This is a genomic window from Acidovorax sp. SRB_24 (genome assembly GCF_012931925.1).
The window spans coordinates 66,636-91,012 of the sequence record NZ_MWOM01000014.1; the positions used below are offsets into that span (position 1 = coordinate 66,636).

Annotated in this window: 24 protein-coding genes; 8 read left to right on the forward strand and 16 right to left on the reverse strand. The window is 67.3% G+C overall.

Features of this window, described 5'->3' with window-relative positions; translation table 11 throughout:
* Positions 1-276: 276 nt before the first annotated feature.
* The 3 genes from xseA to B2J89_RS07275 all read left to right on the forward strand — a co-directional run bounded on the left by xseA (position 277) and on the right by B2J89_RS07275 (position 4,885).
* Positions 277-1,602: an exodeoxyribonuclease VII large subunit gene (gene xseA / locus B2J89_RS07265; RefSeq protein ID WP_169168475.1), complete on the forward strand. Its 1,326-nt coding sequence runs from the start codon at positions 277-279 to the stop codon at positions 1,600-1,602.
* 174 nt (positions 1,603-1,776) lie between these two features.
* On the forward strand, positions 1,777-2,358 hold the full coding sequence (locus tag B2J89_RS07270) for a superoxide dismutase (RefSeq protein ID WP_169168476.1): 582 nt from the start codon (positions 1,777-1,779) through the stop codon (positions 2,356-2,358).
* A gap of 289 nt (positions 2,359-2,647) precedes the next feature.
* The gene (locus B2J89_RS07275; protein ID WP_169168477.1) at positions 2,648-4,885 is read left to right on the forward strand and encodes an NADP-dependent isocitrate dehydrogenase; all 2,238 of its coding nucleotides are present in this window, start codon (positions 2,648-2,650) and stop codon (positions 4,883-4,885) included.
* A gap of 114 nt (positions 4,886-4,999) precedes the next feature.
* Here B2J89_RS07275 and B2J89_RS07280 read toward each other — a convergent pair whose 3' ends face one another.
* On the reverse strand, positions 5,000-5,488 hold the full coding sequence (locus B2J89_RS07280) for a DUF192 domain-containing protein (RefSeq protein WP_169168478.1): 489 nt from the start codon (positions 5,486-5,488) through the stop codon (positions 5,000-5,002).
* 132 nt (positions 5,489-5,620) lie between these two features.
* A complete protein-coding gene (locus B2J89_RS07285) occupies positions 5,621-5,839 on the reverse strand; it encodes a hypothetical protein (protein ID WP_169168479.1) in 219 nt (72 codons plus the stop codon).
* Positions 5,840-6,026: 187 nt separating this feature from the next.
* Here B2J89_RS07285 and icd point away from each other — a divergent pair, with 187 nt between their 5' ends.
* Positions 6,027-7,286, forward strand: a complete 1,260-nt coding sequence (icd, locus tag B2J89_RS07290; RefSeq protein WP_169168480.1) for an NADP-dependent isocitrate dehydrogenase — start codon at positions 6,027-6,029, stop codon at positions 7,284-7,286.
* 130 nt (positions 7,287-7,416) lie between these two features.
* On the opposite strand, the gene B2J89_RS07295 is transcribed toward icd, so the two are convergent.
* The 8 genes from B2J89_RS07295 to B2J89_RS07330 all read right to left on the reverse strand — a co-directional run bounded on the left by B2J89_RS07295 (position 7,417) and on the right by B2J89_RS07330 (position 15,637).
* Positions 7,417-9,627: a TonB-dependent receptor family protein gene (locus tag B2J89_RS07295; RefSeq protein WP_371809046.1), complete on the reverse strand. Its 2,211-nt coding sequence runs from the start codon at positions 9,625-9,627 to the stop codon at positions 7,417-7,419.
* 55 nt (positions 9,628-9,682) lie between these two features.
* On the reverse strand, positions 9,683-10,384 hold the full coding sequence (locus tag B2J89_RS07300) for a superoxide dismutase family protein (RefSeq protein ID WP_169168481.1): 702 nt from the start codon (positions 10,382-10,384) through the stop codon (positions 9,683-9,685).
* Between the two features lie 219 nt (positions 10,385-10,603).
* Positions 10,604-11,500 (reverse strand): 3-hydroxyisobutyrate dehydrogenase, encoded by an 897-nt coding sequence (mmsB, locus tag B2J89_RS07305; protein ID WP_169168482.1) that lies wholly within the window; start codon positions 11,498-11,500, stop codon positions 10,604-10,606.
* Between the two features lie 99 nt (positions 11,501-11,599).
* Positions 11,600-11,998 carry a DUF488 domain-containing protein gene (locus tag B2J89_RS07310; RefSeq protein ID WP_169168483.1) on the reverse strand — a complete coding sequence of 133 codons (399 nt, stop codon included), beginning with the start codon at positions 11,996-11,998 and terminating at the stop codon, positions 11,600-11,602.
* Positions 11,999-12,027: 29 nt separating this feature from the next.
* On the reverse strand, positions 12,028-12,465 hold the full coding sequence (locus B2J89_RS07315) for a TfoX/Sxy family protein (RefSeq protein ID WP_169168484.1): 438 nt from the start codon (positions 12,463-12,465) through the stop codon (positions 12,028-12,030).
* A 60-nt stretch (positions 12,466-12,525) separates the two neighbouring features.
* Positions 12,526-13,692 carry an acyl-CoA dehydrogenase family protein gene (locus B2J89_RS07320; protein WP_169168485.1) on the reverse strand — a complete coding sequence of 389 codons (1,167 nt, stop codon included), beginning with the start codon at positions 13,690-13,692 and terminating at the stop codon, positions 12,526-12,528.
* 26 nt (positions 13,693-13,718) lie between these two features.
* On the reverse strand, positions 13,719-14,084 hold the full coding sequence (locus B2J89_RS07325; protein WP_169168486.1) for a lysozyme inhibitor LprI family protein: 366 nt from the start codon (positions 14,082-14,084) through the stop codon (positions 13,719-13,721).
* A gap of 29 nt (positions 14,085-14,113) precedes the next feature.
* Positions 14,114-15,637, reverse strand: a complete 1,524-nt coding sequence (locus B2J89_RS07330; protein ID WP_169168487.1) for a CoA-acylating methylmalonate-semialdehyde dehydrogenase — start codon at positions 15,635-15,637, stop codon at positions 14,114-14,116.
* 171 nt (positions 15,638-15,808) lie between these two features.
* Here B2J89_RS07330 and B2J89_RS07335 point away from each other — a divergent pair, with 171 nt between their 5' ends.
* The 4 genes from B2J89_RS07335 (at position 15,809) to B2J89_RS07350 (ending at position 18,614) form a co-directional block, all read left to right on the forward strand.
* The gene (locus B2J89_RS07335) at positions 15,809-16,708 is read left to right on the forward strand and encodes a LysR family transcriptional regulator (RefSeq protein WP_169168488.1); all 900 of its coding nucleotides are present in this window, start codon (positions 15,809-15,811) and stop codon (positions 16,706-16,708) included.
* A gap of 108 nt (positions 16,709-16,816) precedes the next feature.
* Complete coding sequence (locus B2J89_RS07340; protein ID WP_240964766.1) at positions 16,817-17,287, forward strand: hypothetical protein; 471 nt, start codon at positions 16,817-16,819, stop codon at positions 17,285-17,287.
* A complete protein-coding gene (locus B2J89_RS07345; RefSeq protein WP_173024512.1) occupies positions 17,284-17,910 on the forward strand; it encodes a trimeric intracellular cation channel family protein in 627 nt (208 codons plus the stop codon). Before B2J89_RS07340 ends, B2J89_RS07345 begins: the two co-directional genes overlap by 4 nt.
* Before the next feature lie 218 nt (positions 17,911-18,128).
* Complete coding sequence (locus tag B2J89_RS07350) at positions 18,129-18,614, forward strand: DUF1579 domain-containing protein (RefSeq protein ID WP_169168489.1); 486 nt, start codon at positions 18,129-18,131, stop codon at positions 18,612-18,614.
* Positions 18,615-18,821: 207 nt separating this feature from the next.
* Here the strand turns inward: B2J89_RS07350 and B2J89_RS07355 are convergent, their stop codons facing one another.
* The 6 genes from B2J89_RS07355 to B2J89_RS07380 form a co-directional block, all read right to left on the reverse strand.
* Positions 18,822-19,466 carry an AAA family ATPase gene (locus tag B2J89_RS07355; RefSeq protein ID WP_169168490.1) on the reverse strand — a complete coding sequence of 215 codons (645 nt, stop codon included), beginning with the start codon at positions 19,464-19,466 and terminating at the stop codon, positions 18,822-18,824.
* A 4-nt stretch (positions 19,467-19,470) separates the two neighbouring features.
* Entirely contained in the window at positions 19,471-19,800 is a 330-nt protein-coding gene (locus B2J89_RS07360) for a hypothetical protein (protein ID WP_169168491.1), read from the reverse strand.
* 241 nt (positions 19,801-20,041) lie between these two features.
* A complete protein-coding gene (locus B2J89_RS07365) occupies positions 20,042-20,200 on the reverse strand; it encodes a DUF3309 family protein (RefSeq protein WP_169168492.1) in 159 nt (52 codons plus the stop codon).
* Positions 20,201-20,412: 212 nt separating this feature from the next.
* Positions 20,413-22,032 carry a DHA2 family efflux MFS transporter permease subunit gene (locus B2J89_RS07370; protein ID WP_169168493.1) on the reverse strand — a complete coding sequence of 540 codons (1,620 nt, stop codon included), beginning with the start codon at positions 22,030-22,032 and terminating at the stop codon, positions 20,413-20,415.
* Between the two features lie 18 nt (positions 22,033-22,050).
* Positions 22,051-23,301 carry an efflux RND transporter periplasmic adaptor subunit gene (locus B2J89_RS07375; protein WP_169168494.1) on the reverse strand — a complete coding sequence of 417 codons (1,251 nt, stop codon included), beginning with the start codon at positions 23,299-23,301 and terminating at the stop codon, positions 22,051-22,053.
* Between the two features lie 35 nt (positions 23,302-23,336).
* Positions 23,337-24,377, reverse strand: a 1,041-nt coding sequence (locus B2J89_RS07380) for an efflux transporter outer membrane subunit (protein WP_169168495.1), incomplete at its 5' end; no start/stop codon positions are given.

The window sequence follows — 24,377 nt, forward strand, 5'->3', positions numbered from 1 at the left end:
GGGCGAGACAGGGGTGCCGATGGCTGCGGTCACCCACAAAATCTGTGGATAACTTTGTGGACAAAGGCGGGTGCAAGCCGCGCAAAGCGGCGCCGATTCGACATTGCAACAGATTGATTAAATTTTGCACAGCAAAAAACTCTTATAAATCAATGGCTTGTATGTATTCGCGTGATCCTGAGGCCCATCGATCGGCCCGATTGTGGAGCCAGTCGGCATGCGCCGTGCTGTGGAGTACTGCAGCGCAGCAAATGCGGCAAGCCCGCCGCCAGCGCCATGTTTGAAACCTCCACCCAAGCTGCTGCGCCCCGCATCTGGGAGGTCGGTGCGCTGTGCCGCGCCGTCTCGGACGCTCTGCAGGCGCGCTTCAACCCGGTCGCCGTGCGCGGCGAGATCACCGGCTTTTCGCGCGCTTCCAGCGGGCACTGCTATTTCAGCATCAAGGATGCGCAGGGGCAGATCCGCTGCGCCATGTTCAAGCGCGCAGCCAGCCTGCTCGACTTCCATCCGCGCGACGGCGAGCTGGTCGAGCTGCGCGGGCGCCTGGGCGTCTACGAGGCCCGGGGCGACCTGCAACTGGTCGTCGAGAGCCTGCAGCGCGCAGGGCAGGGCGCCTTGTTCGAGCAGTTCCTGCGCCTCAAGGCCAAGCTGGAGGGCGAGGGCCTGTTCGACGCCGCGCGCAAGCGCGCGCTGCCCCTGCTGCCGCGCGGCATCGGCCTGGTGACCTCGCCGGGAGCGGCGGCGCTGCACGACGTGGTGACGGCGCTGCGCCGGCGCGTGCCGCACATCTCGGTGGTGCTGGTGCCGGCCCTGGTGCAGGGCGCGGGTGCGGCCGCGTCGATGGGCAATGCGCTATCAAAACTGTATCGGCTTGCGCAGACTGGGCAAGGGTTGGAGACCGATTTGGTGCAAAGTCCGCCGATCGACGTGATCTTGCTGGTGCGCGGCGGCGGTGCCATCGAGGACCTGTGGGCCTTCAACGACGAGGCGCTCGCGCGCACCATCGTGCAAAGCCCGGTGCCACTGGTTAGCGGTGTGGGGCACGAGACCGACTTCACCATCGCCGACTTCTGCGCCGACCTGCGCGCGCCCACGCCCACGGCCGCCGCCGAACTCGTGGCGCCGCCGCGCGAGGTCTGGCTCGGCGCCCTGGACCTGCTGGCCGGGCGGCTGCGGGACGGGGTGCAGCGCCAGATCGACCAGCGCCACCAGCGCCTGGACCAGGTCGGCGCGCGCCTGGGGCGGCCCTCGGGCCTGGTCGGGCGCCAGCACGAGCGGCTGGCGCGGCTGGCGCAGCGCATGCGCCATGCTGCGCTATTGAAATTGCAGCGCCTGGCGCATGACCAGAAAGCGCTGGAGGCCGATTTGCCTGTAAAATTGCAGCAGCGCCTGGTCCAGCACCAGCAGCGCCTGGAGCGCGCCGCGCTGCGCCTGCAGCTGCTCGACCCGCGCCTGGTGCTGCAGCGCGGCTACGCCCTGTTGACCGACAGCGAGGGCGCGTCCGTCACCAGCGTGCGCCAAGCCCCGCTGGGGGCGCAGCTGCAGGCGACGCTCGCCGATGGCAGGGTGGATCTTACGGTGTCGCAGCGCCGGCTGCTCTGAACCGCCACCCCACGGGGCGCGGCCCGGCCGCGCGGGGATCACCCCCGTTTTGTAGGAGTAGCCGGACGCCTACAGCCGAACAGGGGTTTAATTCCTACAATCTGCGCTCGCTGGCCGCAGGCGCCCTCGCTTGCGCAGCGCCCCGGCCCTCCATTCAAACCATAAGGAACCACCATGGAACATACCCTGCCCCCGCTGCCCTATGCCATCGACGCCCTGGCCCCGCACTACAGCCAGGAAACGCTGGAATACCACCACGGCAAGCACCACAAGGCCTATGTGGACAACCTCAACAACCTGCAAAAGGGCACCGAATTCGAGGCGATGACTCTCGAAGAGATCGTCAAGAAATCCAGCGGCGGCATCTACAACAACGCTGCGCAGATCTGGAACCACACCTTCTTCTGGAGCTGCATGGCCCCCCAAGGCGGCGGTGAGCCCACGGGCGCGCTGGCAGACGCCATCAACGCCAAGTTCGGCTCCTACGCCGCATTCAAGGAAGCGTTCGTGAAGTCGGCCGTCGGCAACTTCGGTTCGGGCTGGACCTGGCTGGTCAAGAAGGCCGACGGCAGCGTCGACATCGTCAACACCGGCGCCGCTGGCACGCCGCTGACCACGGCCGACAAGGCGCTGCTCACGGTGGACGTGTGGGAGCATGCCTACTACATCGACTACCGCAACCAGCGCCCGAAGTTCGTCCAGACCTTCCTGGACAAGCTGGTGAACTGGAAGTTCGCAGAAGCCAACTTCGCCTGAGTGTCCTGGCGCTGCGGCGCCAGTGCCACCGGCCGGCGTGCGCAAGGGCCCGAAGAGCAATCTTCGGGCCCTTTTTCATGGGAAATCAAAGGACTGGCGTGCCAGTCTTATAGAAGACTTGATGAAATTCGCGCTTCAATGGTGTAGAATTTCGCATGGTGATATCTGCTTGCAAAGTCGCCGATATCGGCATGCGGCGTCCAGCAAAATCCCATACCGTCCAGCCAAGCGACGTGCGTCGGAACGCAGGCCGGCACATGACCCCTGTTTTTCTTACCTGAAAGAAGAGATGAGCACCCAGCAACCCACCATCATCTACACCCTGACCGACGAGGCACCCCGCCTGGCCACGGCTTCGTTTCTGCCCATCGTGCGCCGTTTCACGGCCCCGGCCGGCATCGACGTGGCCGAGACCGATATCTCGGTCGCGGCGCGCGTCCTGGGCGAGTTCCCGGAGTGCCTGACGGACGCCCAGAAGGTGCCCAACACGCTGGCCGAGCTCGGCCAGAAGACGCTGCAGCCCGATGCCAACATCATCAAGCTGCCCAACATCAGCGCGTCGGTGGGCCAGCTGATCGCCTGCATCAAGGAGCTGCAGGGCAAGGGCTACGCGATTCCCGATTTTCCGGAAGACCCCAAGACCGACGAAGAGAAGGCTATTCGCGCCCGCTACGCCAAGTGCATCGGCAGCGCCGTGAACCCCGTGCTGCGCGAGGGCAACTCGGACCGCCGCGCCCCCCGGGCCGTGAAGGAATACGCGCGCAAGAACCCGCATGCGATGGCCGAATGGAGCCAGGCCTCGCGCTCGCATGTCTCGCACATGCACCGCGGCGACTTCTACCACGGTGAAAAGTCGATCACGCTGGACCAGGCCCGCGACGTCAAGATGGAACTGACCACGAAGAGCGGGCAGACCGTCGTGCTCAAGCCCAAGGTGTCGCTCAAGGCGGGCGAGATCGTCGACAGCATGTTCATGAGCAAGAAGGCCTTGCTCGATTTCTACGAGACGCAAATTGAAGACGCGCGCAAGACGGGTGTGATGTTCTCGCTGCACGTCAAGGCGACGATGATGAAGGTCTCGCACCCCATCGTGTTCGGCCACTGCGTGAAGATTTTCTACAAGGACGCCTTCGCCAAGCACGGCAAGCTGTTCGAGGAACTGGGCGTCAACGTCAACAACGGCATGGCCAACCTGTATGAAAAGGTCGCCACGCTGCCGCAGTCCACGCGCGAGGAAGTGCTCAAGGACCTGCACGCCTGCCACGAAGGCCGCCCCGAGCTGGCGATGGTGGACTCGGCCAAGGGCATCACCAACTTCCATTCGCCCAACGACATCATCGTGGACGCCTCCATGCCGGCCATGATCCGCAACGGCGGCAAGATGTGGGGCGCCGATGGCCGCCTCAAGGACGTCAAGGCCGTGATGCCCGAATCGACCTTCGCCCGCATCTACCAGGAGATGATCAACTTCTGCAAGTGGCACGGCGCCTTCGACCCCAAGACCATGGGCACCGTGCCCAACGTGGGCCTGATGGCCCAGCAGGCCGAGGAGTACGGCTCGCACGACAAGACGTTCGAGATCGCCGAAGACGGCGTGGCCAACATCGTGGACCTGGCCACGGGCGAAGTGCTGCTGAGCCAGAACGTGGAGGCCGGCGACATCTGGCGCATGTGCCAGGTCAAGGACGCCGCGATCCGCGACTGGGTCAAGCTCGCCGTCACGCGCGCCCGCAACTCGGGCATGCCCGCCGTGTTCTGGCTCGACCCGTACCGTCCGCACGAAGCCGAGCTGATCAAGAAGGTTGAGGCCTACCTGAAAGACCACGACACCCAGGGCCTGGACATCCAGATCATGTCGCAGGTGCGCGCCATGCGCTACACGCTCGAGCGCGTGATCCGCGGCCTGGACACCATCTCGGTGACCGGCAACATCCTGCGCGACTACTTGACCGACCTGTTCCCGATCATGGAGCTGGGCACCAGCGCCAAGATGCTCTCCATCGTGCCTTTGATGGCCGGCGGCGGCATGTACGAAACGGGTGCCGGCGGCTCGGCCCCCAAGCATGTGCAGCAGTTGGTGGAAGAAAACCACCTGCGCTGGGACTCGCTGGGCGAGTTCCTGGCGCTGGCCGTGTCGCTGGAGGACCTCGGTCTGAAGACGGGCAATGCCCAGGCCAAGATCCTGGCGCAGACGCTGGACGCGGCCACCGGCAAGCTGCTGGACAACAACAAGAACCCGTCGCCCAAGACGGGGCAGCTCGACAACCGCGGCAGCCAGTTCTACCTGGCCCTGTACTGGGCCCAGGAACTGGCCGCGCAAACGCAGGACGCCGCGCTGGCGGCCGAGTTTGCCCCGCTGGCTGGAAAGCTCGCGGCCGACGAGCAGGCCATCGTGGCCGAGCTGCAGGCGGTGCAGGGCAAGGCCGTGGACATCGGCGGTTACTACCAGCCCGACCTGGCCAAGCTCGACGCCGTGATGCGCCCGAGCGTGACCCTCAACGCGGCGCTGGCGTCGGCGCAGGCCTGAGTCCCTGCGCCAAAATTTCGCTCAGGCTTCGGGCAGCGCCCGGGGCCTGGCGGAAGGGCATGAGAACAAGGCCGATCCACCCTGCGGGGCGGATCGGCCTTGTTGTTGGCGCGTCTAGGGACGGGCAGAGAAAGGCGCGCCGCCGAGCCTGCTGCCGGCCTTGAGCCCCTTCTTGGCGAACCAGCCCTGGTTCATTTCGAGCACATACCGCACGGGCTTTTGCGAGCAGTGCGAATCCTCGGTTTGCGGCTGCATGTCGGCAAGGTTCACGATGCTGCCGTCATCGGCCACAAAGGCTGCCGTGAGCGGCAGCAGCGTGTTCTTCATCCAGAAGCATTGCGTGGCGGGCTGCTCGAACACGAACAGCATGCCTTCGTGCTGCGGCATGCTCGGGCGGTTCATCAGGCCGATCTGGCGCTCTTGCGGCGCCTTCGCCACCTGGGCCTCGATGCGGTGCATGCCGGCCGTGAGCTCGATGCGCTGCAGGTTGAGCTGTGGCCCGTTTTGCGCCAAGGCGGCGGGATGGGCCAGGCCCAGCGCGGCCGCCAGTGCGGCGGCGGCCAGCAGGGGGCGCTGGAGGGGAGGGCAGATCAAAGAAGTCATCGGTCAAGCCTCTGGCGTAAGGGGAGGGGGCAGGCGGGCGCAAAAAAGCCCGCGGCAAGCGGGCGATTTTGAGGCAAAAGCCGCAGGACCGAGGGCGGGCGCTGGGCCTGCGCGATCCTGGCCGGCCAAGGCTCACGCTGCCTTGGCAGTCTTGTGGACCTTTTTCTTGGCCACTTTCTTGTGGTGGCTGCTCTTGGCTTTGGCTGCCTTGGTGGCCGGTGCGGGCGTGGCAGCGGGGGCGGCCGTGGCGTTGGCCGGAGCCGGCGTGACAGGGGCGGCGGGAGCGGGCGTTTGCGCGTAGGCACCTGCGGCAAACAGGCCAGCGATCAGGGTAGCAAGAATCTTGTTCATAAAAGCCTTCAAGGGGAGACAGGTGGGGTTGGAGAGAGTGCGTCGCGAATTGCTTCCGATGCCTTTCCACAACGGCGGCCATACCCGCTCGTTGACAGGGTTTGCCGTTTTTTTGTCGATAGAATCAATTCGTCCAGAGAGTTCAACCTGCTGAAGCCTTTTCAGCCTCATCGGAGACTTGCCGCACATGACCAGCTACCAGCACATCCAGGTGCCCACCGAAGGCCAGAAAATCACCGTCAACGCCGACATGTCGCTGAACGTGCCGGACCAGCCCATCATCCCTTTCATCGAAGGCGACGGCACGGGCGGTGACATCACGCCCGTGATGCTCAAGGTGGTGGATGCGGCGGTGACCAAGGCCTATGGCGGCCAGAAGAAGATCCACTGGATGGAAGTCTTCGCGGGCGAAAAGGCCACCAAGGTGTACGGCCCCGATGTCTGGTTGCCCGAAGAAACCCTGCACGCCGTCAAGGACTACGTCGTGTCGATCAAGGGCCCACTGACCACGCCCGTGGGCGGCGGCATCCGCTCTTTGAACGTGGCCCTGCGCCAGGAACTCGACCTCTACGTCTGCCTGCGCCCCATCCAGTACTTCGACGGCGTGCCGTCGCCCGTCAAGGAGCCGCACAAGACCCACATGGTGATCTTCCGCGAGAACTCGGAAGACATCTACGCCGGCATCGAGTTCGAAGCCGAGTCCGACAAGGCCAAGAAGCTCATCAAGTTCCTGCAGGAGGAAATGGGCGTCAAGAAGATCCGCTTTCCGCTCACATCGGGCATCGGCATCAAGCCCGTCTCGCGCGAAGGCACCGAGCGCCTGGTGCGCAAGGCCATCCAGTACGCCATCGACAACGACAAGCCCAGCGTGACCATCGTGCACAAGGGCAACATCATGAAGTTCACCGAAGGGGGCTTCCGGGACTGGGCCTACGGCCTGGCAGCCAAGGAGTTCGGCGCCGAACTGATCGACGGCGGCCCCTGGATGAAGTTCAAGAACCCCAAGACGGGCAAGGAAATCACCGTCAAGGACAGCATTGCCGACGCTTTCCTGCAGCAGATCCTGCTGCGCCCGGCCGAGTACTCGGTGATCGCCACGCTGAACCTCAATGGCGACTACGTCTCCGACGCGCTCGCCGCGCAGGTGGGGGGCATCGGCATCGCCCCGGGCGCCAACCTGTCCGACACCATCGCCATGTTCGAGGCTACGCACGGCACAGCGCCCAAGTACGCCGGCAAGGACTATGTGAATCCCGGCTCCGAAATCCTCTCGGCCGAGATGATGCTGCGCCACATGGGCTGGACTGCAGCTGCCGATCTGATCATTAGCGCGATGAAGAAGTCGATCGCCAGCAAGAAGGTCACCTACGACTTTGCGCGCCTGATGGACGGCGCCACGCAGGTCAGCTGCTCGGGCTTCGGACAGGTCATGATCGACCACATGTGATGGCGTTTTTGGGCGTCGCATGGCGCCCCAAAATTAAGCTCCTTCCCTCTGTGGACAGGGGCTTTTTTTTGTTGCCGCCACCGCGGGGTCGGCGCGGTCCGGGGCGCGCGTGCGGAGCGCAGCCACCGGATCAGAAAAGCTGCGCGCGCAGTCCCACCATCAGGCGCCGGCCGGCCGCGGGTTCGAAGAAGCGCTGGTTGCCGTCGTTCACGATGAGCGAACCCGCGTAGCGGCGGTCCAGCAGGTTGTCCAGCCGCGCCCAGGCCTGCCAGCGCGTGGACGCACCGGCAGAGAACGCATAGCCCGCGCGCAGGCTCAGCACCGCAAAACCTGCGGCGGCCTCCGTGTTGAGGTCGTTGGCAAACACCTTGCCGGACAAGGTCAGCTCGCCGCCCCACTGCCACGCGGCGGTGGACGTGTGGTCCAGCGCCAGCCGCGCGACGTGCCGCGCCGTGCCGGGCAGGCGATTGCCGGCCGGCACCGGGGCGCCGCCGGCCACGGCATAGGGGCTGGCAAAAAAGGCGTCGAGGTAGGTGTACGACAGCTGGGGCCGCCAGGGGCGGGCCTGGGCGCTCCACGCCAACTCGAGGCCGCGGCGGCGCACGCGGTCGGCGTTCTGGTAGACCGTGCGGCCGTTCACCGTGGCGGCGGGCACGATCTCGTCGCGGCTGCGCGCATCGAACCACGCGGCGTCGATCCGGTGCACCGGGCCCTGCCACTTGGCGCCGATCTCGGCCTGCCGGCTGCGCGACGCCTGTAGCGTGTAGTTGGGCCCGGCATTGCCGAGGCTGTAGGCCATCTCGGCCAGCGTCGGCGTTTCAAACCCTCGGCCCACATTGGCATACAGGTTCAGTGGCTCGGAAGCGCTCCAGACCACGCCCAGCGTCGGGCTGGTCTGGCGCCAGCGGCGCGCGCCGCTGTCGTCGGGGTTGGTGGCGGTGCGGTAGCGGTCGGCCACCGCCAGCCGCACCGCGCTGGTGCGCAGGCCCGCCACCGCGCGCCAGGTGGGCGAGAGCAGCGCGTCCACCTGGGCATAGAGGTCGGTGTTGCCGGCGCGGTCGCGTTCGTCGCGGCGCAGTGCACCGGCCTGGCCATCCTGGTTGACGAAGCCGCGGCGGTCTTCGGCGAGGCGGTCCGCGTCGAGGCCGAGCGTCCAGGTCAGTGGCAGGCCGGACGCCAGGCGGGTGCTGTGGTTCCAGGCGATGCCGGCGCCGTGGTAGCGGCGGTCCAGCGCGACCACGCCGCCCGCGCTGCTCTCGGCGTCGCCGCTGAACGACAGGTACTGCTCGAGGCGGCGCGTGCCGCCGTAGACGCGCAGGCGCAGGCTGTCGGCCGGGCTGACACGGCGCTCCATCACCAGACCGAGCTGGTTCTGCGCGACCGATTTGCGTGTGTCGAACTGCCGCGCCTCGGTAGGCGCCTGGCGCGGGTTGGCGTCGAACTGCGCGCGTGCCAGTCCGAGCGGATCTTGCGCGTGCGGCTGGTCGAACAGGTTCAGCAGCGCCGTGACGGTGGTGTCGCCGTCGGGACGGGCGACGAGTTTGCCGTTCAGGTGGGTGCGCTGCGCCGCACTGTGCGCGCGCCAGCCCTCGGTGGAAAAATGCGAAACATCGACCAGCCCGCCGAGACTGCGGTCGCCAAAGTCCAGCGAGGCATCCGCCAGCCGCTGCCCAAAAGAGCCCGCCGCCATTGATGCCGCTGCGCCGCCGCCGCTGCGCGGCTCGCGCGTGGTCACCTGCAGCACGCCGCCGGCCGCGTTGCCATAGAGCTGCGCCAGCGGCCCGCGCAGCACGTCCACGCGCGCGGCCGACTGCAGCTGCGCGGTGGCCGCCTGGCCCTGCCCATCGGGCATGGTGGCCGGGATGCCATCGACCAGGATGCGCACGCCGCGCACGCCAAAGGTGGAGCGCGCGCCAAAGCCGCGCACCGCGATCTGCAGGTCCTGCGCATAGTTCTGCCGGTCCAAGGCCACCACGCCGGGCTGGCCGGCGAGCAGCTCGGACAGGTTGACCAGCGGCGACGCGGCGGTGAACGGGTCCACGTCCACACTGCTGAAGCTGGCGGCCGCGTCAAACCGCTGCTGCGCCGCGGCCTGACCGCGCACCTCCACTGGCGCCAGCACGGGCTCCGGCGCTTGGGGCGCGGCAGGGCCGGCACGAGCGCCGGTGTCCGCGCCGGCGCTCTGGCCTTGCGCCGCGGCCCCGCTGGAGGCGGTGGCGGCGAGCAGCCATGCCCAGGCCGTCCAGAATCCCGCGCGTGGCAGCCTGAGACTGCACGCCGCCGGAGCGGCCGTGTGGGCGCGGCTGAAAGCAGGCTCGGCCGTGGTCGGGGGCTGGGTCACTTTTATTGCCCGGCGCCTGCGTGGCGGCGCTGGCGCTGCGCGAGCACCAAACCGCCTAGCTGCCCATGCGCGCGACGGGCGGCGTGGTGCCTTCGGCGCTGTCACCGGGCGTGAGCAAAATCACGCCGCAGGCGATGCGGGGGCCTGAATTGCCGGCCGGGTTGGTCTTGTAATCGTCCTGGCTCTCGTGCACGACCAGCGAACGCCCGGCAATCGAGCTCTGGCCGGGTGTCAGGGTCACGCCCGTGTTGGTGTAGCGCAGCGTGCCCTGGCCACTGGCATCCACCACCAGGTTCGGGGTGTCGCCGGCATGCACTTCGTGCGGCGACTGCCCGGGGTGGCCGTGGGTTTGCGTGTTGTAGGGATCGAAGTGCCCGCCTGCGCCGCCAAAGGCCACCATCTTGCCGGTCGCGGCGTCCGGGGCGGGCGTGCATTCCCCCTTGGCATGGATATGGAAACCGTGCGTACCGGGTGCCATGCCCTGCACTTGCAGCACGATCTCCACGCCCCCTTGCACCGATTGCAAGGTGGCGCTGCCCGCCGGCGCGCCATCGGCCGTCACCAGGCGCGCATGCCCCATCGGCATGCCCGTTGGGGGAGCGCCGGCGGCGCGGGCAGCGGGCGCGGTGTCGGCAGCGGCGCTGCCGTGCTGCACGCCTGTGCAGCCCGCGGCCAGAACGAGGGCGGTGGCAACCGCCATGCCCATGAGGGACCTGCCGTGCACACGGCGGGCAGAGGAGGGGTGGATATATGGCATGGTGAACAACCAGAAGAGTGGAGGGGCAGGGCAACGGTTCCCGTACCTTCCACGGCACCGCAAGGTGTGCGGGTGGCAGGGGCAGGGCCTTTCATTCTTCCAGCCGGCTGTGCCCTGGCCACGCCAGCAGGCAGGGGCGCTTTTTGTAGGACAAAGCCGCGAGAGCGCGGAGCACCGCGGGCGCTTTCGCCGCTGCTGCTGGGCCATGGCCCGAGCGGGTCAGGCGCGCTTTTGCACACTTTGCAGGATGCTGGAGAAGTCGAGCGTGCCATGGCCTGCCAGCGAATGCATGGCATACAGTGACCGCGCCAGTCCGCCGAGCGGGGTGGCGGCCTTGACGGCGGTGGCGTTTTCTTGCGCCAAGCCCAGGTCCTTGAGCATCAGGTCGGTGCCAAAGCCGCCGGCGTAGCCTTTGCTCGACGGCACGTTGTCCTGCACGCCGGGGTAGGGGTTGTACTTCTCCAGCGCCCAGTTGCCGCCCGAACTGCGGCGCATGATCTCCGACAGCACCTTGGGATCGAGCCCGTTGGCGACGCCCAGCGCAATCGCCTCGCTGGTGCCGGCCATCAGGATGCCCAGCAGCATGTTGTTGCAGATCTTGGCCGTCTGGCCCGCGCCCACGGCGCCGGCGTGGAAGATGTTGGCGCCCATCTTTTCGAGCAGCGGGCGCGCGCGTTCGAGCGCTGCCGCATCGCCGCCGACCATGAAGGTCAGCGTGCCGGCGATGGCGCCACCCGTGCCGCCCGACACCGGCGCGTCGATGAACTGCACGCCCTGCGCCTCGGCCGCCTTGGCCACTTTTTGCGAGGTGGCGGCGGCGATGGTCGACGAGTCGATCACCAGCGTGCCCTTGGCAATCTGCGCCAGCAGGCCCGGCTGGCCGTGGCTGCCGAAGTACAGGCCATCGACGTGCTGGCTGGCGGGCAGCATGCTGATGACCACCTCGGCGCCTTGCACGGCGGCGGCGGCACCGGCGGCCACCGGCACGCCGCTGGCCGCGAGCTGCTCGCAGGCGGCCTGGGACAGGTCGAAGGCGCGCACCTCGTGGCCGGCCTTGTGCAGGTTCAGGGCCATGGGGCCGCCCATGTGGCCCAGGCCGATGAATGCAATTTTCATGGTGTTGTCTCCTTGGTGGTTGCTGCGTTGGATTGGTATTTATTTGATAGCTGCTGGCGCCGATGGGATAAGGGCTGGAGGCCGAAAATGCTTGAATTTTCAGTCGGCGATGTCCGCGCCGCGGCTGTGCAGCTCGGCGCGCAGCACCGAGCGGTGGCAGCGCGCCTCGTCTTCGCAATAGCATCCCAGCGACAGGGCGCTGTGGTGTGACAGCGCAGCCAGCAGGTCGAGCGTGCGGTTGGTCTCGGGCTGGGCCAGTTCCCTGCGGAACTGCTTGACGAAGGCTTGCCACTCCTTGTCGGACTGCGTGGCCTGCGCGTGCAGGGCTTCCTTGACGAGCTCAGGGCTCGGCGAAAGCAAGGGATACCACACGTCGTAGTAGTCGCGGCTGGCGAATTCGGCCTTGGGTACGCCGCGCGGCGGGCGGCGCACGGTGCCGATGCGGGTGCCTTCCCCGGCGGCGCGCGGGGTGCCTAGGCGGACGATGCGAACGGGCATGGCGGTTTCCTCCGGTCAATCAGTGGGGCTCAGTCATCGGCATCGAAGATGCTGTGTTTTCTGCGGGCCGGCGGGGCGCCGGTTCCTTTTTGGGTACTCGCAGTGGGCGCCTTCTTGCGCGGTGGCGTGGCCTTGGCGCGCGGGTTGTAGTCCAGGGCTTCCGCCAGCCAGAAGGCCCACTGCGCCCGCGTGGCGTAGCCGTTGGGCTCGATCCAGAAGTAGCCCTGCATGCCGCCGCTGGGCGAGAGTTCGCGCGTGTTCTGCATTTCCTGGAACTCGGCATGGCGCTCGGGCGGCAGGCGCACCAACAGTTCGTCGCCCTTGACACCGATGCAGAGCTTGCCGTCGACGAAGAAGCAGTAGCTGCCGAACAGGGTGCGCTCGTCTACATCGTCGCGCCGCGCCAGTGCAGAGCGCACCGCGTCGATCAGGTGCAGCGTGGCGTCGGCAAGGGGGCGGGCGGGCATCGGTATGAATGAAATAGGCCTCTAGCGCTTATTGGTAAAGCGTTAGCAGCTACCGAAAGACTAGCGTATGGCCTCAGGCGCATCGCCGTCGAGCATGCGCCGGGCAATGATGACGCGCATGATTTCGTTCGTGCCTTCAAGGATCTGGTGCACGCGCGCGTCGCGCAGCAGGCGCTCGAGCGGGTATTCGCGGATGTAGCCGTAGCCGCCGTGCAGCTGCAGCGCCTCGTTGCAGACCGTGAAGCCGGCGTCGGTGGCAAAGCGCTTGGCCATGGCGCAGTAGGTGGACGCATCGGGCGCGCCGGCGTCGAGCTTGCTGGCGGCCAGGCGCACCATCTGGCGCGCGGCGACGAGTTCGGTCGCCATGTCGGCCAGCTTGAAGTGCAGCGCCTGGAAGCTCGCGATCGGCTTGCCGAACTGCTTGCGTTCGTGCATGTACTGCTGCGCCTGCGTGAGCGCGCCTTGCGCCGCGCCGACCGAACAGGTGGCGATGTTGATGCGCCCGCCGTCCAGCCCCTTCATGGCGATCTTGAAGCCCTCGCCCTCGCGGCCCAGCAGGTGGTCGGCCGGAATGCGCACATTGTCGAAGCTGATGGTGCGCGTGGGCTGGCTGTTCCAGCCCATTTTGTGTTCCTTCTTGCCGTAGTGGATGCCGGGCAGGTCGGCCGGCACGGCAAACGCGGATATGCCGCCCGCGCCCGATGACGCGTCGCCCGTGCGCGCCATCAGCACCAGCACGTCGGTCGCGCCCGCGCCGCTGATGAAGGCCTTGGCGCCGTTGAGGATGTACTCGTGGCCGACCAGCTCGGCGCGCGTCTTGAGCGAGGCCGCGTCGGAGCCCGCGCCGGGTTCGGTCAAACAGTACGACGCGAGCTTTTCGCCCGTCGTCAGCAGCGGGCCCCAGTGCGCGCGCACGGCCGGCGTGGCCCAGGTGCCGAGCATCCAGGTCGCCATGTTGTGGATGGTGATGAAGGCCGTGGTGCTCGGGTCGACGGCCGCCATTTCCTCGAACACCAGCGTGGCGTCGAGCCGGGGCAGGGCCAGGCCGCCGGCGTTCTCGGGGGCGTACAGGCCGCAGAAGCCCAGCGCGCCGGCCTTGGCGATGGCTTCTTTCGGAAAGATGCCTTCGGCGTCCCACAGCGCGGCGTGCGGCGCGAATTCCGCCTGGGCGAAATCGCGGGCCGTCTGGGCAAAGGCGCGTTGTTCTTCAGAGAGTTCGAAATTCATGGGGTCCTCTTCCATGCACGCCGCCCTCAGGGCTGGAGCCAGTGCTCCAGCGCCGGGCGGCGCTCCTCGGTGGCCTGGGTCAGGCACTGGTGGTACAGGCGGGGCCAGTCGCTCTGGCCTTCTTGCGCCCGGTGGGCGGATTTGCAGCGCGCGGCGCGGCCCTTGATCCAGCCATTGTGCTGCTGGCGCAAGGCCGTGCGCCGGCCCGCGGGCAGCGACTGCATCACCGCCAGGTAGCGGATGTTCAGCGCACTGTCGGCCGCCTGGAAGTCGCGCACCGCGCAGGCATTGACCTGCGCGGTGCTGCCCTGCGGGTCGCAGCGGTCGCCGGCCTGCGCCCACGCCGCCGCGCCGGCCAGCACCGCGCCGCTGCACAGCAGCGCGCGGGCCATGCGGTGGACCCAGGCCGCGGCCACCGCCCTCACTTGAGGCTGATGGTCGTGTTCACGCCGTGTGCCGTGGTGCTGTCGTCGAACCAGCGCGACGTCACCGTCTTGGTCTGCGTATAGAACAGCACGACCTGCTTGCCGTACGGGCCCAGGTCGCCGAGCTTGGACGCGCGCGAGCCCGTGAACGAGAACATGGGCACTGGCACCGGGATCGGCACGTTGATGCCGACCTGTCCCACGTCGATCTCTTCCTCGAACCTGCGCGCCGCAGCGCCCGACTGCGTGAAGATGGCCGTGCCGTTGCCGTTGGGGTTGCTATTGATGAGGGCGATGGCCTCGTCCAGGTCGGATGCCGACGAGAGACACAGCACCGGGCCAAAAATCTCCTGGTCATAAATCGACATGCCGGACTTCACGCCCGAGAACACCGTCGGACCGACAAAGTTGCCTTTTTCGTAGCCGGGCACCTGCGGCTTGCGGCCGTCGAGCTCCAGCGTGGCGCCGTCGGCCACGCCGCGCTCGATCAGGCCTTCGACGCGCGAGAGCGCAGCGCACGAGACCAGCGGTCCCACGTCGGTGCCCTTGTGCGTGCCGGCATTGATCTTGAGCGATTGCGCCTTGGCCACCAGGTCCGGAATCCACTGCTGCGCCTCGCCCACCAGCACCACCACCGACAGCGCCATGCAGCGCTGGCCGGCCGCGCCAAAGGCCGCGCCGGCAATCGCGTTGAGCGTCTGCTCCTTGTTGGCGTCGGGCATGACGATGGCGTGGTTCTTGGCGCCCATCATGCATTGCACGCGCTTGCCGGCCAGGCTGGCGCGGTTGTAGACATGCGTGCCCACCTTGGTCGAGCCGACGAAGCTGATCGCCTGGATGTCGGGGTGGTCGCAGATCGCGTTGACCACGTCCTCGCCGCCGTGCACCACGTTCAGGACGCCGGGCGGAATGCCGGCTTCGAGCGCCAGCTCGCACAGACGCATGGTCACCATCGGGTCTTGCTCGGAGGGCTTGAGGACGAAGGTGTTGCCCGTGGCAATCGCCATCGGGAACATCCACAGCGGAATCATGGCCGGGAAGTTGAATGGCGTGATGCCCGCGCACACGCCCAGCGGCTGCAGCCGCGTATAGGTGTCCACGCCGTTGGCCACATTGTTGGCCAGCTCGCCCAGCTGCAGGTTGCCGATGCTGGCCGCGTGCTCGACCACTTCGAGGCCGCGGAACACGTCGCCTTCGGCGTCGGGCAGGGTCTTGCCTTGCTCGGCGGTCAGCGTGGCGGCCAGCTCGGCCATGTTCTCGCGGATCAGCTGCTGGAGCTTCAGGAAGATGCGCGCACGCGTGCCGATGGGGGTCTTCTTCCAGGTCATGAACGCCTCCTTGCCCGCGGCCACGGCGGCGTTGACCTCTTCGGGCGTGGCAAACGGCACGCGCGCCAGCACCTCTTGCGTGGCGGGGTTCACCACGTCGCGCCACTGGGTGGTTTGGGACTCGACGAACTGGCCGCCGATCAGCAACTTGACGGTGGGGGCCTTGACGGCCTGGGTGGTGGAAGCGTCCATGGGGGTCTCCTGGAAGAAAAGAAACGCGTGGCAACGAGGGCGGGCCGGCGGTCCGTCCCTGCAGCACGCATCGTATCTGTGCGAAATTGCCATGACAATAGACAAACGCGCACTTTGATTCTGCAAATTTGCACAACGTATGCGCGCATGGCGAACGCACAAGGAAACGGCATGGACTGGGACAACCTGCGCTACTTTCTGGAGCTGGCCCGCACCGGCACCCTCGCGGGCGCCGCGCGCCGCCTGGGCGTGGAGCACACCACGGTGTCGCGCCGCATCCAGGCCCTGGAAAAGCAGATGGGCGTGGCCCTGTTCGCGCGCGAGGCCGGCGGCCACCGGCTGGCCGAAGCCGGCCGCCACCTGCTGCCCGGTGTGGAGGCCATGGAAGCCGCCGTGCTCGGCGTGGAGCGCGCCGCGCCCGCGCCGGGCGGCGGACCCTCGGGCCTGGTGCGCGTGGGCGCGACCGAAGGTTTTGGCACGCTGGTGCTGGCGCCGCACCTGGCGCGCCTGACGCAAAAGCACCCGCAACTGTCCATCGACCTGCTGGCGCTGCCACGAATGTTGCACCTCTCCCGGCGCGAGGCCGACATCGTGATCTCGCTCGAACGCCCCACGCGCGGCGCGGTCATCGTCACCAAGTTGGCCGACTACACGCTGCACCTGTACGGCCAGCGCGAATACCTGGCCCGCCGCCCCCTGGTGGCCCAGCGCGAAGACCTGCGCCACCATGCCTTCATTAGCTATGTGGACGACCTGCTGTTCACCAAGGAGCTGCAGTTTCTCGACCAGCTGTATCCGCCCGAGCGCTTCGCCTTCCGCAGCACCAGCATCACCGCGCAATACGAAGCCGTGCGCGCCGGCGCCGGCCTGGCCGTGCTGCCGGCTTTCCTGGCCGACCGCGACCCCATTCTGGCGCGCGTGCTGCCGCACGAGGCGCGCTTCACGCGCACCTTCTGGATGAGCATGCCGGCCGAAGCCAAGCACCTCGCGCGCATGCAGGCGGTGTGGGGGTTTTTGAAGGAGACGGTGCAGAGGGAAGGGGCGAGGCTGGTACCGAAGGGAGCGGGATGAGGCGGGTTGCCCAGCGGCCCGTGGGGCCGGTCTGAGGCATGCCTGCGGGCCCTTTTTTGGGGCAATCGGAGCATACTGGGCCTCTCCAATCCAGTCCGGAGGTTTGCCATGAACGCCCTCGCCCAAGCCTTGGCGGGCCGCAGCGACACGCTGCTCGCGGAGCGCGAAAGCATCTACAAGGACCTGCACCAGCGCCCCGAGCTGTCGATGCAGGAAGTCCGGACCGCCAAGATCGCCGCAGGCTGTATCGAGACACTGCAGACCATCGTCTCGCGCCAGGTGGCGGGTGCCTTCACAAGCCAGTTTGGAGACAAAGCTTGCGAAACAGCGCCAGCCTCGGCCAGCGAAGACTTCAGCGCCTTCGGGCGCACCTGGCAGGCGCCTTGCGTCTTCTGGTTCGTCGGCGGGACCGACCCCGACGCCTATGCACAAGCCAAGGCCGCCAAGCTGCTCAACAAGACACCTAGCAACCATTCGCCCAAGTGCGCGCCGGTGATCCATCCAACGCTGGAGACCGGGCTGCAGGCCATGCTGATGACCGCCGCATCCGTCTGGCTCGGCCGTTCGCCGCAGGCATGATGGAACACAGCCTCTCCACCTTCGTGGACCTGTGCGGCACTTTCGCCTTCGCCGTCAGCGGTGCGATCGCCGCCGAGCAGCGTCGGCTCGACCTGTTTGGCGTATTGGCCATCAGCTACCTGACGGCATGCGGTGGCGGCTTCGTTCGCGACCTGTGCCTGGGCGCGCTGCCGCCGGTGGCGATTTCCGACTGGCGGTACCTCGCCACGGCGGCATTGGCCGCCGGGATGGCGATGTGGGCGCGCCCCATCATCGAGCACCTCAGCCGTCCCATTGCTTTCTTCGATGCGCTGGGGCTGGGCTTCTTCGCCGTCGTTGGCGCGCACAAGGCGCTGCTGGGGGGGCAGAACGTCGAGGTCGCCATCCTGCTCGGCATGGTGACCGCCGTCGGCGGCGGCGTGGCCAGAGACGTGCTGCTCAACCGCGTGCCCATCATCCTGGAGAAAGAGATCTACGCGGTGGCGGCGTTGATCGGGGCGTCCATCCAGGTGCTGGGGCAGCTCATGGAGTGGAGTCTCGCGGCCACGCCGTGGTTAGGCGCCTTCGTGTGTCTTGCCATCCGCCTTCTCGCGTTGCGCTATTCGTGGAGCCTGCCCGTGCTTCGGAAAAGCGACGCAGCGTAATGCTGCTCTGGCAGAGCCTGTCGGGCAGGGGGGGAAATCGCTGACATTTCAAGCCCACGCTGATTCGCGGATCGGATCAGCTGCGTTGTATGGTGTGCAAAGGTGGCATTGCCTTCTGGGCGGGTAAAAAGTCGACCCAACGCCACAGCACCTTTCATTCAAGCAGCTGACACGCTCCATTGCCTAACTGTCTTCGCTGCATATAAGGAATCGACCACATGGCACTCGAAACTGTCCAATATGCACCCAGCGACTTTGATTTTGCGGTGGGAGACTGGCGCGTCAAACACCGTCGCTTGAAAGACCGGCTGGTGGGCTCTGACCACTGGACAGAGTTTGACGGGAGCATGTCCACCCAGAAGATTCTGGGGGGCTATGGCAACGTTGAGGACAATCTGCTGCGGCTCCCTGAAGGCGAGTACCGCGCAGTTGCTGTCCGCTCCTTCGATCCACAAACCCATCAATGGTCAATCTGGTGGTTGGATGGCCGCTTTCCAGGGAAGATGGACATACCGGTGGTCGGCCAATTCAACGAACAGATCGGAACGTTCTATGCGGAAGATGTGCTCAACGGCACACCGATCCGTGTGCGATTCATCTGGTGGACCCGCGATCCACAGAATCCGCGTTGGGAGCAGGCATTCTCAGAGGATGGGGGCGCCACTTGGGAAACCAATTGGACCATGGAATTTTCAAGAGCGTGAGTCCGTGGAATATGTTGTGGCCATCCATTCACGCTCGCGCTGTTTTCTTTTGGTGGCACGGCGGATAAAAATAGCCTGACATCCACTGAATTCAGTGAAATTCAACCGACGGCGCATCGCCAGAAGATGAGCAAATTATTGGGGGGCTATTTCAATGGGTGCAGGTTGAATCCGGCTGGCCATTGAATAAATAGGCGATTGGCCCGCTCAATCCGCAGCCTGTTCCGCCCCTGCCACACCCAGCATGCGCTGTGCCCAGGCTGGCATGGCCTCCACCAGCGCCGTAGTGGCCGCCGCGGTGCGAATGGCCACCAGGCGCGGGCCGCCCTCGGCGACTTCCGTGGCGTCGTACAGGTAGGCCACGTCGGCCAGGCGTACGGCCTGCGCGAGGTGGGTCATCGTGCGCGGGTAGCGCGCGAGGATGCGTTCGGGTGGCACGGGATGACCGCCTTCGCGCACGCGCTGGGCCACGCGGTCGAGCAGGCGGGCCGGGTCGTCAAGCGCCACGGTGTGCAGCGCGACAGTGAAGCCATGGCGTTGGGCTTCCTCGATAAGCGCCAGCTTGGAAGGGTGAGAGAACACGGTTTCGCTGGCGAAGGGGGTGCGTGCCGCGATCAAGGCCGTGCGGCGTGCCTCGGCCCAGGCGCGGGCGGCTTCGGAGCGCTCTTGCGCGTTGGCGATGTGTTGGAGGTGCCCGCGCTCGTACAGGTCGGCGTTCACGAATTCGAGCGGCGGCCCGAGGATGCCTTCGCGCACCAGGGCGCGGTAGAGCGTGGACTTGCCCGCGCCATTGGGGCCGGCGAGCAGATGGAACCAGAGGGGCGAGGGCGTTCCATTGCGGGGCGCTGCCATGGGCTCAGGCCGTGCGGGCCTGGTTTTCGCGCACCACTTCGCGCACGCGCTGGGCCAGCGAACCGCTGGTCTGCGCGGCCAGCAGGCGGGCGCTCAGCGCGTCCACCGAGGCGGGGGACGTGGCCGGCGTGTGCGGGGTTGAGGCGGTTTCGTACTGCTCGATGGCGGTGCGGGCTTCCTGCACGCTCAGGCCGGTGTGTTCGACGATCTGGCCCAGCGTGGCCCAGTATTCGATCTGGCTGGCCACCGAACGGCGCATGGGCTGCGCGGCCTGGCGCGCCTGCTCGACGAGGGCGCTGGGAAGTTTGACGGATGCGAAGGGGGTGGCGGCCATGCTGATCTCCTGATTGGCGCATTTTGCGCCAATCAGGGGTGAAAAGCAAAAGAAGAGAGATACGGCAAGTGGACGCAGGGCACACCGGAAAGCCGAAGCGCTATTCAAAGGAGAGCTGCCAGCGCTTGCTGGGAAAGGGCTACAGCCTTATTTGTCTCTTTCCGATATGGATCCGATGGCTGAGTCGCTGCTTTGCCGCCACAGGCCCGGCGGCGCGTGCCCGTGGAGGGGAAAGACGGGCCTAGATGCGTCCCATCAGCATCAACACCACCAAGATCAGAATGATCAAGCCAATACCGCCGCTGGGGCCGTACCCCCAAGAGCTGCTGTGGCCCCACGTAGGCAGGACGCCAATGAGGATCAGGATCAGCACGATGAGAAGAATCAGGGAGATCGACATGGCAGATCCTTGTTGTTGGTGATGACCGCATTGTTCGGTGCACCAAGGTGCGGTTTGGCAGGCCGCAGGCGTGTCAAGGCGTAAGGGTTTTTCAGCAAGCGCTGTCAGACAAAGCGCTCGCAGCTATTGATTCAATAGCCGTAAGCGCTTGACCCATCAGCGCTGGAGGCTGTTTTTGCTTGCATTGCCGATGGCGCGAACGCAGAGGCGCTTCAATGGGCTCCGCCCGCGTCCCCGGGCGCACCGGCCGGCACGCGCGGCGGGCGCTGGGTGAGCCAGATGGTGCCGATCAGTGTGAGGAACAGGAAGGCCGAGCCCAGGAAGATGTCGTCCACCGCGCGGGTGTAGGCCTGCTGGTCGATCAGGCGGTTCACCTGCGCCAGCGCCTGCTCCATGGACAGGCCCGAGGCGGTCAGGCCGTTCAGCGTTTGCGCGAACACGCCCTGGCCCTGCACCAGCGTTTCGGTCAGGTGCGCATGGTGCAGCGCGGCGCGGCTCTCCCACAGCGTGGTGGTGATCGAGACACCCATGGCGCCGGCCGTGATGCGGGTGAAGTTGCTCAGGCCGGCGGCTGCCGGAATGCGCTCGGGCGCCAGGCCCGAAAGCGTGATGGTGGTAAGCGGAATGAAGAAGAACGCCATGGCCGCGCCCTGGATCAGCGTGGGAATCAGGATGGTCACGAAGTCGGTCTGCACCGTGAACTGCGCGCGCATCCACAGCACCAGCGCAAACACGATGAACGCGCCTGTCGCCATGCGGCGCGGGTCCCACTGGCCGACCTTGCGCCCGACGATGGGCGTGAGCAGGATGGCGAACAGCCCCACCGGCGCCAGCGCCATGCCGGCCGAGGTGGCGGTGTAGCCCATCCACTGCTGCAGCCACAGCGGCAGCAGCACCACGTTGCCAAAGAACAGGGCATAGGCGACCGACAGCGAGAGCGCGCCAAAGGCGAAATTGCGTTCCTTGAACAGCTTAAGGTCGACCACCGGGTGCTTGTCGGTCAGCTCCCACACCAGGAACAGCGCAAACGCGACGGCGGCCACCACGGCCATCGCGACGATTTCGTGGGAGGCAAACCAGTCCAGTTCCTTGCCTTTGTCGAGCATGAGCTGCAGCGCGCCGACCCACAGCACCAGCAGCGTCAGGCCGACGGTGTCGATGGGCAGTTTGCGTGTGGGCGTCTCGCGCGTGCGGTAGATGCCCCAGGTCAGCGCGGCGGCCAGGAGGCCCACGGGCACGTTGATGTAGAAGATCCAGGGCCATGAGATGTTGTCGGTGATCCAGCCGCCCAGCAGCGGCCCGACCACCGGCGCCACCAGCGTCGTCACGCCCCACAGCGCCAGCGCCGTGCCCGCCAGCGCGCGCGGGTAGCTTGACAGCAGCAGCGTCTGCGACAGCGGAATCATCGGCCCGGCCACCAGGCCCTGCAGCACGCGGAAGAACACCAGCATTTCAAGCGACGAGGCAAAGCCGCACAGCCAGGACGTGAGCACGAACAGCAGCACGCTCATGGTGAACAGGTGCACGGCGCCAAAGCGCTGCGTGAGCCAGCCCGTGAGCGGCACCGAAATGGCGTTGGCTACGCCAAAGCTGGTGATCACCCAGGTGCCCTGGCCCGGGCTTACGCCCAGGTCGCCGGCAATCGCGGGGATGGACACGTTGGCGATCGACGAGTCCAGCACGTTCATGAACGTGGCCAGCGACAGCGCCAGCGTGCCCAGCAGCAGCGTGGTGCCGTGCAGCGGCGTTGGCTCGGCGGGTGCGACGGCCGGGGGCGTCGGGGGTCCGCCCGCAGGCGCCGGCAGCCCGGCGGAGGATGAAGCGGCAGTCATGCGGGTCGGTTCTGCCGTTTATTGCGCTGCGGCCGGGCGCGCCGACGCGGCCACTTTGCGGCCCAGGTTGGCAGCGATGATGGCCTGCACCTCGGCGTCGGCAGCGAGCAACTGCGCGTCGAACACCTCGGTGGCCTGCGGCGGCGTGGTGCTCGGCGTGTCGGACAGCGTCTTGCCGTCCTGGTTGCGGATGTCCACCGACACGTCCATCGACAGGCCCACGCGCAGCGGGTGCGCGGCCACTTCCTTCGGGTCGAGCGCGATGCGCACCGGCACGCGCTGCACCACCTTGATCCAGTTGCCGGTGGCGTTCTGCGCCGGCAGCAACGCAAACGCCGCGCCCGTGCCTGCGCCCAGGCCCGCCACGGTGCCGTGGTAGGTGACCTTGCTGCCGTACACGTCGGCCTGCAGTTCGGCGCTCTGGCCGATGCGCAGGTTCTTGAGCTGGCTTTCCTTGAAATTGGCGTCCACCCACAGGTCGTTCAACGCCACCAGCGTCATCAGCGGCGCGCCAGCGGCCACCCGCTGGCCCAGTTGCACGCCGCGCTTGGCGATGGTGCCGTCGAGCGGCGCCTTGAGCTGCGCGCGCTCCAGCGCCAGGTAGGCCTCGCGCACGCGGGCGGCGGCGCGCTTCACGTTGGGGTGCTCTTCGGGACTGGTGCCCTCGGTCTGCGTCTGGCCGGCCACCAGTTGTTCCTTGGCCGCCTGCACCGCCGACTGGGCGGCGGCGACGGCGCTCTTGGCCGCGGCCAGTTGCGCGGTGGCGTGCTGGAACTCTTCCTTGCCCACGGCGCCCGTGGCCAGCAGGGGGCTGCGGCGGTTCACGTCGTCCTGGGCGCGCGCGGCGTCGGACTGGGCGCGCGCCAGGTCGGCTTCGCGCAGGCTGACCTGGGCCTTGAGCGGGGCGTTGTTGGCAAACAGGGTGCGCACTTCGCGCACGGTCTGTGCCAGCTGCGCCTCGGCCTGCTCCAGCGCCACGCGGGCATCGGCCGCGTCGAGCTTGACCAGCACCTGGCCGGCGCGCACGAAGTCGGTGTCGTCGGCGCCGATGGCCACCACCGTGCCGCCGACCTGCGGCGTGATCTGCACCACGTTGCCGGCCGCGTAGGCGTTGTCGGTGCTCTCATAGTGGCGCGCATGCACCCACTGCCAGCCGCCCCAGGCCAGGCCGGCCACGGCCAGTGCCACGGCGATCACGGTCAGGCCGCGGCGGCGCGCGGGGTTGGTGGCGGGGGCGGCAGCAGGGGCTGCGGCGGTGGTTTCGCTCATGGCAAGGGTCTTTCGAGAGGCGTTTTTGTCAGGGGTCAGCGCGCTGCCGTTTCCAGGCTGCCGGTGTCGTCGCTCCAGCCGCCGCCCAGGGCCTTCATCAGCACGACGCGGGTGTCGAGCTGGCGCGCGCGCAGGTCCACCGCGAGGCGGCGCTGGGCGAGCAGCTGGCTTTCGGTGTTCAGCACCAGCAGGTAGTTGCCCAGCCCGGCGCGGTAGCGCTGCACCGCGAAGTCGTACGCGGTCTCGGACTTGGCGCTGGCCTCGCCCTGCAGCGCCTGCTGGCGCGCGAGCGACTGCACCGAGGCGATCGCGTCGCCGGCCTCTTGGACGGCATCGAGCAGCGCGCCGTTGTACTGCGCGATCGCGGCGTCGAGCTCAGCCTGCCGGCCGCCCAGTTGTGCGCGCAGCCGCGTGCCGTCGAACAGCGGCAGGCGCAGCGCGGGCGCCACGCCGATCTGGCGCGAGCCGGCGTTGAACAGGTGGTTCAACCCAAGCGCGTTGAGGCCGATGAACGCGCTCAGGTTGATGTCGGGGTAGAACTGGGTGCGCGCCACGGCCACGTCCTGCGCGGCGGCCTCCACGCGCCAGCGCGCGGCCACCACGTCGGGGCGGCGGCCCAGCAGGTCGGCGCCCAGCAGCTCGGGCACGTCGCTGAGCGCCAGATGCTGCAGCTGCGGCGCCAGCTGCGCCTGCGCATCGGGCGCCTGGCCGCACAGCACGGCCAGCTGGCGGCGCGCCAGCGTGATCTGTTCATCGAGCGCCTCGATCTGCGTGCGCACATCGGGCAGGGCGGCCTGGGCCTGCGTCAGTTCGACCTGGCTGTCGAGCCCCGCCTGCGTGCGCTCGTTCGTGAGCTGCAGCATGGCGCTGCGCTGGGCCAGGTTGCGCTCGGCCACGGCGCGCTGCGCCAGCAGCCGCGCCAGCGCCACATAGCTGCGGCTGACCTGCGCGGCCAGGGCGTTGGCGGCCGCGGCCGCGTCGGCCTGCGCGGCGCGCGCCTGGCCCACGGCGGCGGCCAGTTCGGCAGCGTGCTGGCCAAAGAAGTCGGGCGACCAGTTCAGGCCGGCCTGCAGGTT